General features: G+C 71.1%; 8 protein-coding genes and 2 pseudogenes. 1 reads left to right on the top strand and 9 read right to left on the bottom strand.

Annotated elements, in window-relative coordinates; translation table 11 throughout:
• Together DMB66_RS51265 and DMB66_RS51260 are read right to left on the bottom strand one after the other, a co-directional pair.
• Positions 1-970: pseudogene (locus DMB66_RS51265) on the bottom strand (RNA polymerase subunit sigma-70); the annotation flags it as partial.
• A complete protein-coding gene (locus DMB66_RS51260; RefSeq protein ID WP_125811373.1) occupies positions 963-1,484 on the bottom strand; it encodes a SigE family RNA polymerase sigma factor in 522 nt (173 codons plus the stop codon). The pseudogene DMB66_RS51265 and the gene DMB66_RS51260, both read right to left, overlap by 8 nt.
• 220 nt (positions 1,485-1,704) lie before the next feature.
• Here DMB66_RS51260 and DMB66_RS66320 point away from each other — a divergent pair.
• A pseudogene (locus tag DMB66_RS66320) lies at positions 1,705-1,872 on the top strand (restriction endonuclease); the annotation flags it as partial.
• A 243-nt stretch (positions 1,873-2,115) separates the two neighbouring features.
• On the opposite strand, the gene DMB66_RS66315 reads toward DMB66_RS66320, so the two are convergent.
• From DMB66_RS66315 to DMB66_RS51225, 7 genes are all read right to left on the bottom strand, one after another.
• A complete protein-coding gene (locus tag DMB66_RS66315; RefSeq protein ID WP_370320943.1) occupies positions 2,116-2,706 on the bottom strand; it encodes a S26 family signal peptidase in 591 nt (196 codons plus the stop codon).
• A 92-nt stretch (positions 2,707-2,798) separates the two neighbouring features.
• On the bottom strand, positions 2,799-3,050 hold the full coding sequence (locus DMB66_RS51250) for a hypothetical protein (RefSeq protein ID WP_125811371.1): 252 nt from the start codon (positions 3,048-3,050) through the stop codon (positions 2,799-2,801).
• A 50-nt stretch (positions 3,051-3,100) separates the two neighbouring features.
• On the bottom strand, positions 3,101-5,383 hold the full coding sequence (locus tag DMB66_RS51245) for a glycoside hydrolase family 3 N-terminal domain-containing protein (protein WP_125811370.1): 2,283 nt from the start codon (positions 5,381-5,383) through the stop codon (positions 3,101-3,103).
• The gene (locus DMB66_RS51240; RefSeq protein WP_125811369.1) at positions 5,380-6,633 is read right to left on the bottom strand and encodes a glycosyl hydrolase; all 1,254 of its coding nucleotides are present in this window, start codon (positions 6,631-6,633) and stop codon (positions 5,380-5,382) included. The genes DMB66_RS51245 and DMB66_RS51240 overlap by 4 nt, the downstream gene beginning before the upstream one ends.
• Entirely contained in the window at positions 6,630-7,442 is an 813-nt protein-coding gene (locus tag DMB66_RS51235) for a carbohydrate ABC transporter permease (protein ID WP_125811368.1), read from the bottom strand. Before DMB66_RS51235 ends, DMB66_RS51240 begins: the two co-directional genes overlap by 4 nt.
• Positions 7,439-8,329 (bottom strand): carbohydrate ABC transporter permease, encoded by an 891-nt coding sequence (locus tag DMB66_RS51230; RefSeq protein WP_125811367.1) that lies wholly within the window; start codon positions 8,327-8,329, stop codon positions 7,439-7,441. The genes DMB66_RS51235 and DMB66_RS51230 overlap by 4 nt, the downstream gene beginning before the upstream one ends.
• The coding region (locus DMB66_RS51225) for an extracellular solute-binding protein (RefSeq protein WP_125811366.1) at positions 8,326-9,081 on the bottom strand (756 nt) is incomplete at its 5' end. The genes DMB66_RS51225 and DMB66_RS51230, both read right to left, overlap by 4 nt.

Raw genomic sequence — 9,081 nt, 5'->3', positions numbered from 1 at the left:
CAGTGGCTTCGCCACGGACGGCATCGACTGCCGTAACGCGTCCGACCAAACCTTCGGCCACGACAGCTAGTTGACCCTGCCGAACTACCTGGTCCTTCGGGAACACCACGACTATCTGCTGGCCATTCCTGCTAACTACCTCGGCGGGTACGGCCCGCACGTCGCCGTCAACACCGTCCTCGCCAGGCACCTCGAACGCCTTCGTGGCGCTGGCGAACGGTCGCCTCGGCTTGATGAACCCCGCGACCGTCGTCGTCTGCGCGGTCGCAGCGATCGGGAATCGTTCGACAACAAGACGACTGGTAGGTCCGTCCGGGTTTTGCGTCATTTCATCATCGACCGCGGTACTCGACACTCGCACCGCTGTCACGCCCGGCATGGCGATGGCGATGGCGTAGGTGCCCAAGGAGTCATTGCTAACCGCGCCGGCGGCTCCGGTCAGCCGAGGACTGACCAGACTGATCACCTGAGTCTTCACCGGGTCGGGCACCGGCCGATCGACCCGCACCCGCAAGGCGTCCGCCGCACCGGAATCACCGGTGAAGAACGCCAACCGCGCGGCGCCCTGCTTGTCATATCCCTGCAGGACGACGACCGCCGAGCGCAGGCGTGGATTGTGCGTCGCGACAATGGCCCGGACGGCTGTATGCGGACCTGCCGAGTTAGTACGGTCCCAGACGCCAGTGGCCTCACGCACCAGGCCGGCGTCCACGTCTCCCACCGGGGACCAGCCCAGGAACGGACCATCCGGGGGCGATGCAGCGAGTTGCGGTGTGGACCCGAATCCGACAACCTGCGACATCGTCACCAGCACCGCCAAGCAAACTGCGGCCGCGGCTCCGGCGGCGACACGTCGCCGCACGCGAAGCCGGTCTGCCCGCCGCATGATCCGGCCTTCGTAGCCCTCGATCGGTATCACTGGCTCGGCCAGCTCGGCCAGGCCGTCACGCAAATCGGTCGTGTTATGCATAGCGCACCTCGTGTTCAACCGCAGCGTCGGCCTCCACCCACTGCTTACGCAGAGTCTCCAGGCCCCTCGATGAAAGACTCTTGACCGTGCCCACCGAACATCCCAGCGCGTGCGCCGTGTCCTGCTCGGACAGGTCCTCGTAGAAACGCAGTACAACGGCGGCACGCTGTCGTGCCGGCAGCCCGTCCAACGCCCGGCGGAGCAAGTCCCGCTGCTCCACCCCCACGTACTCGTCACGCGCCTGACTCTCCACCAGCCGACCCAAGGGCTGTTCCCACCAGGACCGGCGCCGTCTCCAGGTCACGAAGGTATTGACCAGAACGCGCTGAACGTAGTGATCGATGCCTTCCGAGCGTTGCAGCCGCGGCCACGCCACCACCGTCTTGGCCAACGTCGTCTGGACCAGATCCTCGGCCTTCCCCCGGTCCCCGCACAACAGAAAGGCGGTCCGGACCAGAGGTCCGTAACGCGCCCGGACGAAGGCCGTGACCTCTTCATCCTCACGATCGCGCATCGACGCCCCGCACCCTCAGTCTCAATCTCACAAGTACTACTTACGCTCTCAACCCCAACAAACGTTGCCATGGCCCGGAAACTTTTCACGATCGATTATCTCGATCCGCGCTGTCCGCTGTGACGGACGAGTGGCCGCCCCAGGGGGCCGGTAGCGAACGTGTCACCAGCCGCGCGCAGGCCTGGCGGCTACACCCGGCTGACCATCGCCTGACCACGGTGGGCTGTTCCCCGACACCGTCCTGCACGCCACAAACACCGTGCCTTACCCGCTGCCGCCCGCCAGCGGCGCCGGGATCCTGGCTGGCGGGAGGCGATCATTTCAGGCATGGGACCGGCAGTGCGCCTTCTGCGGGTTTGACGGCCAGGACGCGAGTGCCCACGCGGGCGGCGTCCTCAATTCGGCAAATGAACGCGCGGACGTAGACCGAGCCACGCTCGGACGCGTCTGCGGCCCCTTGCCCGTCTGCCAGTCAAGCGTCCGTTCGACCCCCGGCGTGGTCGATGTGCGAGATCGGCCTGTCCGATAGGGGTGACCCATGCGGAGAACGGCCGCAGGTTACGGCGCCGAGCGATGGAATGCTGACGATCCCGCGCCACCTACTGCGTGATCCATGCGTGATCGACGCCGCTCATCTGGTCGCCGTCTTGACCACGACTGGTGCCCGAGCGCCGGTGCATCGCTGGGGCACACCGCGCATCTCCGGGGCCTGCGCGGGACGCCACACCGGGTGGGCAGCGAAAGTCGGCACACCCGCGTGACCATGAACGCTCGGGGCCGGCTCCGCACCGTACGCTCGATCCGCACGCTGGTGCTGCGCTTGCTGACGCCGGCACGAAGGTCGGTCGGCCTCACCGTCCCGGCCGCGCGTCCACGCCGAGGACGCGGTCACACGCGATGAAGCCGAACCGGCGGGAATCATTGCGGTAACCGGGGTTTCGCTCAGGACTGTGAAGGTGCGCGGCGGGACTCGGCCGTCGCCGGTGGCGCATCGGGCGGGCAGGCCGGCCGGCACCGGATCACCAGCCACCGCGGTGCACCGCTTGACCATCCACACCCGGCGGTCCGCCGGGTCGGCTGCCGGAGCGGCACGGTAGGAGCCGTCACCGCCGTTGGGATGCTCCACGACGACGATCTGGCCGGGCCGCACCGCGGTGCCGCGGACCCGCCGGACCAGCCGGTCCCCGTCCTCCACCGTCGGCGCCATGCTGCGCCCCCGCACGGTCACCACGACTCACCGCCGCCGCGCGACGACCAGCACGACGCCGGCGGCCGCACAGCCCAGTGCTGCCGCGCCCCCCACGCCGCGGGTGGTCACCGCGCCACCGCCGTCCGGTCCGGCCGGGCGGGCGGCTCGTCGCCGGCGTAGCCGCGCGCCTGCGTGGTGAACAGGTCGGCGTAGATCCCGCCCGAGCCGATCAGCGAGCCGTGGTCACCGGTCTCGACGACCCGGCCACGAGCGAGCACCGCGATCAGGTCCGCGTCGCGTACCGTGCTGAGCCGGCTCCAGGCGCCCGAGGCCGCGCCGCTCGCCCACCGGATCGGACTCTCCGCCCGCGTGTCCATAATGCGCGAATAGCACGGTTTACCATGCCGCCAGATGAGCAGAGCCGCCGTCATCGGGGCCACCCGGTCAGGGTCAGCCGCACGCCCGTGACGTCGGCGGCCGACAGGCCGGTCTGGATCTCGACCACACCCGCCTCCAAGAGCGGCCGGCCGGTGTCGTCCACCGTGCTCAGCTGCGCGGCGCCGACCGGCAGCTCCACCGTCATGCTCCCACCGGCCGGGACCCGGACGTGCTGGAAGCCGCGCAGCTCCCGGGCGCGTGGCCAGGTCGACGCGGTGACCCGGTGCAGGTAGAGCTGGACCACGGCGGACGCCGGGACCGGGCCGTCGTTGCGCAGCGTGACCCGGCAGACGAGCCGGGCACCGGCGTGCAGGTCCGCGACACCGACCGGCCCGTCCGGGACGAGCCGCGGCTCGGACAAGACCAGCGGGTGCGCGCCGAGGCCGGCACCGAACGGCAGCGCCGGCCCGGGCGGTGCGTCGAGATAGCCGTGCCAGGCGTGGTCGCGGTGGTTGTAGTGCACGGGCAGGCTCGCGGCGTCTCGGGGCAGCGACACCGGCAGCCGGCCGCGCGCCTCGCGCCGGCCGAGCAGCACGCCGGCGACCGCCGTGCCGAGCGTCGGCCCCGGATACCAGACGGCCAGGCACGCGCCCGCGGTGGCCAGCACCTCGCCGAGCACGTGCGGGCGGCCCTGGACGACGACGGCCACCACCGGGGTTCCGGTGGCGGCCGTGCGACGCAGCAGTTCCAGCTGACCCGCGCCGAGCCTGAGGTGCGCGAGGTCGACGCCCTCCCCCGCGGTCATCTGTGCTCTCGGACCCTCCGGCCGGGCGGCTCCGTTGACGTCGAAGCGGGTCTCCGCGTCGCGGGCGCTCGATCCGCCTAGACACAGCACGGCGACGTCGGCGTCGCGAGCCATTGCCACGGCTGCCGGGATCCCCGACTCGTCGTCGGTGGCGATGTCCGCGCCGGGCGCGGTCGTCACCCGTACGCCCGCCGCGCACAGCGCCTCGGCGATGCTGACGCCTGTTTTCGGGCGCTGCGGGGCCGTGTAGTCGCCGAGCGCGTGTGCGACGGTGTCGGCGTGCGGCCCGAGCACCGCGACGCGCTTGCCGGTCAGCGGCAGCAGGCCGTCGTCCGTCAGGAGGGTGACCGACCGCGCCGCGAGTTCCGCGGCGAGCCGCGTCGTCTCGCGTGGGGCGGGGTCGGCTGCCGCGAGCGGGTCGAACAGGCCGAGCCGGAACTTGACCGCGAGCACCCGCTCCACCGCGCGGTCGATCGCCGTCTCGGCGACCAGCCCTCGCTCGACGGCGGCGGCCAGGTGCGGGTACACCTCGTCCCACAGGCTCAGGTCGATGCCGGCTCGCAGGGCCATGGCCGCCGCGGACGCCGGGTCACCGGTGAGCCGCAGCAGCCGGTCCAGCGCGGTGCCGTCGGCCATCACCAGGCCGGCGAAACCCAGGTCACCGCGGATGACCTCGGTGAGCAGCCGCCGGTTGGCGGCCACCGGCAGCCCGTCCACCTCGCTGTACGCGGCCATCAGCCCGGCCGCCCCGGCCTCGGCCGCGGCCCGCACCGGCGGCAGGTGGATCTCGGCCAGCTCGCGCCAGCCGAGTTCGGTGGCTGCCCAGTTGCGCCCGCCGACCGTCGCGCCCTGCCCGGCCGCGTGCTTGAGCACCACGGCCAGCCGGTCGGGCGGGATCGGCCCGTCCGCGCCACCGCCCTGCATCCCGCGGACGGCGGCGGTGGTGAACGCGGCGGCGAGGTAGGGGTCCTCGCCGAACGTCTCCTCGGCCCGGCCCCAGCGTGGATCCCGCAGGATGTCGAGAGTGGACACGAGCGCGACGTGCGCGCCGCGGGCGCGTACTTCGGCGGCGACATCCCGGCAGGCGCGCTCGTACAGGTCGGGATCCCAGGTCGACGCGACGGCCAGCGCGACCGGCAGCACCGTGCCGTCGAGGGCCTGGTGGCCGTGTGGCACCTCCTCCACGAACAGCGCGGGGATGCCGAGCCGGGACTCGGCGGTGACGGCGCGCTGGATCGTGGCGCACAGCTCGGCACCCTCGGCCGCGGTCACCCCGGTTCCCCAGTGCTGACCCGACCAGGCGTCGGCGCGCTGCAGGCCGTAGATCGCCCCGATGCCGCCGTACCGGCGGGCCTCCGCCGTCAGCTGGTCGGTCGCGGCGAAGCCGTCGCCGGCGCGCCGCCACGCCCGCCACCCGTACAGGCGCTGGTTGAGCTGCCCGATCTTCTCGGTCAGGGTCATCCGGCCGAGCAGGTCCCGGACCCGGTCGCCGACCGGCAGGGCGGCCCGGCGGTACGGCGGGGTCATGACGGGAATTTGTCGGCGTCGCTGACCGCGTTGTACACGCCCGGAGTGCCCGACGGCGCGGGCGCCAGGAGCCGGAGCCCGCCGTCCTCCCCGGCCAGCACCAGCGTCGGCCGGTCACCGCGCTCGGCGGCGTCCATCCAGGCGGCGAAGACGGCGCCGCCCGGGGCGAGCGCGGCCCGGTCGGCACCGTCCGGGATCACCACAGCGGTCGTCCGCGGCGCCGGTGCGGACGACTGCCACTGCGCGCGGACCTGACCGGCGACGTCGGCGAACGCCTTTCCGATCGGCTTGATCTCGCCGCGCTCGTCGAACAGGCCGAGCGAGTGTTCGAGGTCGGGGAAGTCGGCCAGCGAGCGGGGCACGTCGTGCGAGCACCACCAGGTGACGCCCCACAGCGCCGGGGACTCGGCCGCGGCCAGCACGGTGCGCCGGCAGAACTCGGGAGCCTCGCTCTCGTCGAGACAGTTCAGCGGCGCGCCGACCTCCTGCAGCCAGACCCGGCGGTCCGGGTCGGTGGCGAACGCCCGGGACAGCTCGATCAGGTATTCCGCGTGCCGGATGCTCTGCGGCGACATCGCGCCGTAGTGCTGCGCCGTACCGTTGAAGATCCAGGAATGGATGGCGGTGACGTCGCCGTGCCGGCTGGCGTGGGCCGGCAGGAAGGGATGCCCGTCCTGGTACCAGAGGGCGTCGTACGCGGCATGCACGCGCAGCCCCCGGCCGTCCGGGGGCACGGCACCGAGCAGCGTGTCGAGCCAGGCGCCGGCCTCGTCCGGGGTGACCCGCATCGGCGAGGGGTGTGGCCGCGACGAGAACTGGTTCACCTCGTTGCCCAGCGTCAGCCCCAGAAAACCGGGCAGGTCGGCGACCGCGCCGTGCAGGGCACCGACCAGCGCCGCCTGCGCGGCCACGCACTCCGGGTCGGTGAACATGTTGCGCCGGTGCCAGGTCGACAGCCACGAGGGTACGAAGTCGAAACTGGACAGATGCCCCTGGAGCACGTCGACGCTCGCGCCCAGCCCGACGTCGCCGGCGAGCTGGACCACCCGCCGCACGTCGGCGAGCGCCTCCTCGCGGATCAGCGTCCGGTTGGGTTGCAGCACCGGCCAGAGCGGCAGGACCCGGACGTGGTCGAGCCCGAGGGCGGCGATCGCCTCCAGGTCCCGCTGGATGGCGTCCCACCGGGGCGCCAACCAGGAATAGAACCAGTCGCCGGAGGGCACGTAATTGACACCGAACCGGGGAGTCACCCTTTGATTCCACCTGCCTGTAGACCACGGAAGAAGTACCGCTGGAGGAAGCCGAACACCACGAGGATCGGGATCAGCGCGATGATCGTCCCGGCCGCGATCAGGCGCGGGTCCGAGTAGAAGGTGCCGCGCAGCCGGTTGAGGCCCAGCGTGAGCGTGTAGTTCTCCTCGCCGGACAGCACGATCAGCGGCCACAGGAAGTCGTTCCACGCGCCGACGAACGAGAAGATCGCCACCACCGTCATGACGCCGCGGACCTGCGGCGCGCAGATGTGCCAGAACCGCTGCCAGACGCCCGCGCCGTCGATCCGGGCGGCCTCCTCCAGCTCGTCCGGGATCGACTGGAAGCCGTTGCGCATCAGCAGCACGTTGAGCGCGCCGACCGCGGTGGGCAGCGCCACGCCGAGCAGCGTGTCGGCCAGCCCGGACTCGCGGACCAGCAGGAACTGGGCGATGATGATCGACTCGGTGGGCACCAGCAGGGCGACCACGAGCAGGCCGGTGACCAGGCCGCGGAACCGGAAGCGCAACCGCGCCAGGGCGTACCCGGCCAGGCTCGCGCCGACCACGTTGCCGGCCACCACGAGCAGCGCCACGATCCCGGAGTTCAGCACGTACCGCAGGATCGGGACGCGATCCAGCACGCCGCCGTAGTTGCCCAGGGTGGGGTCGGTCGGGACGAGCTGCGGTGGCTGGGCGTACAGGTCGTCGCCGGCGCCCTTGAGCGACAGCGAGAGCTGCCACACCAGCGGCCCGGCCAGCAGCAGGAAGAAGGCCAGCAGGATCAGGTAGCGAGCAGCCTTCCTCATCGGGAACCCCTCCGGTTCTGGAACCACAGCTGGCCGGCGAGCAGCAACCCGAGCACCACGAACATCACCACGCTGATCGCGCCCGCGTATCCGGTCTCGGCCTGCAACCCGGTGCCCTCCTGCTGGATGAGCATGGTGACGGTGATGTTCTGGCCGCCGGTGCCACCGGTGCCACCGGTCAGCACGTAGACCTCGCCGAAGACGCGGAAGGCGGACACCGAGGAGAACAGCCCGATCAGCGCCGAGGTGGCCCGCACGCCCGGCGCGGTCACGTGCAGGAACTGCCGGATCGGCCCGGCGCCGTCGACGGCCGCGGCGTCGTACAGCGCGGGGTCGACGGCGGCCATCGCGGCCAGGTAGATGACCATGTAGTAGCCCAGGCCGGTCCAGACGGTCACCAGCATCGCGCTGAACAGGGTCAGCCAGCGGTCGCTGAGGAACGGCACCGGCGTGTCGATCGCGCCGAGCCACTCCAGCAGCTGGTTGACCAGGCCCCGGCTGTCCAGCAGGTTGGTCCAGATCAGGCCCACGATCACCGACGACATGACCACCGGCAGGTAGTAGGCGGTGCGCAGGAAGCCGAGGATCCGGGTGGTGCCATTGACCAGCGCGGCCAGCACGAGCGGGGCAGTGACCATGATCGGGACGACGCACACCACGTACAGCAGGGAATTGGTCATCGCGGTGCGGAAGCGGTCGTCGTGCCAGAGCCGGACGAAGTTGTCCGCGCCGATGAACTGGCCCGGCTTGAGCAGGGTGGCGTCGGTCGCCGACAGCGCCAGCGTGTTGACGAACGGGAACAGGATGAAGGTCACGACGACGGCGAGGGTGGGCGCCAGGAACAGCCAGGGCGCCCACCACCGGTCGTGGGTCCGCCGGACGGTCATTTCTTCGGCAGTTTCCCATCGGCGTATTTGACGGCCTCGTCCAGCGCCGCCTGCACGTCCTTCTTGCCGAGGATGGCGAGGGCGATCTGCTCGCGCAGGTAGTCCCCGCTCTTCGAGGAGAAGGCCGCCGGCCAGTAGACGACGGCGTCGGACACGGCCTTGGCCGACTCCAGCCGCAGCGTGGTCTCCGGGGTGCCGTCGGCCTTGGTGAAGTACGGGTCGTCGAGCGCGCCGGCCGCGGACGGGAAGATGGCCGCCTTTTGACTGAACGCGAGCTGGTTCTCCTTGTTCGTGGCGAACTTGGCGAAGGCGACCGCGGTGGCGGTGTTCTTGGACTTCGCGTTGACCGCCAGCGACTCGATGTACATGTTGGGCTTGTCGTTGGTGATCTGCGGGGAGATCGCCACGGTGGCCGCCACCTTCGGCGCGGTCGCCTTCAGGTCCTTGAGCGTGTAGGAGCTGCCCGGCAGCCAGCCGATCCGGCCGGCCTTGAACGCGTCCAGCTCACCGGTCTGCAGCTTGTTGAGGGTGTCCTCGGTCATGCCACCGGCCTTGTACAGGTCCTTGTAGTGGTTGACCAGTTCCACGCCCTTGGCGTCGTTGAAGGTGAACTTGGCGCCCTGGGCGTCCATGAGCGGTACGCCGTACGTCCCAAAGGTCTCGATGGCCGGCAGCCGGCCGACCATCGTGGTGTCGCCCTTGCACTTGGTCGCCATGGTCCTGCCCGCGGCGAACAGGGCGTCGTAGGTCGC

This window comes from Actinoplanes sp. ATCC 53533, from assembly GCF_003947245.1.
This window is presented reverse-complemented; position numbering and strand designations above follow the sequence as displayed.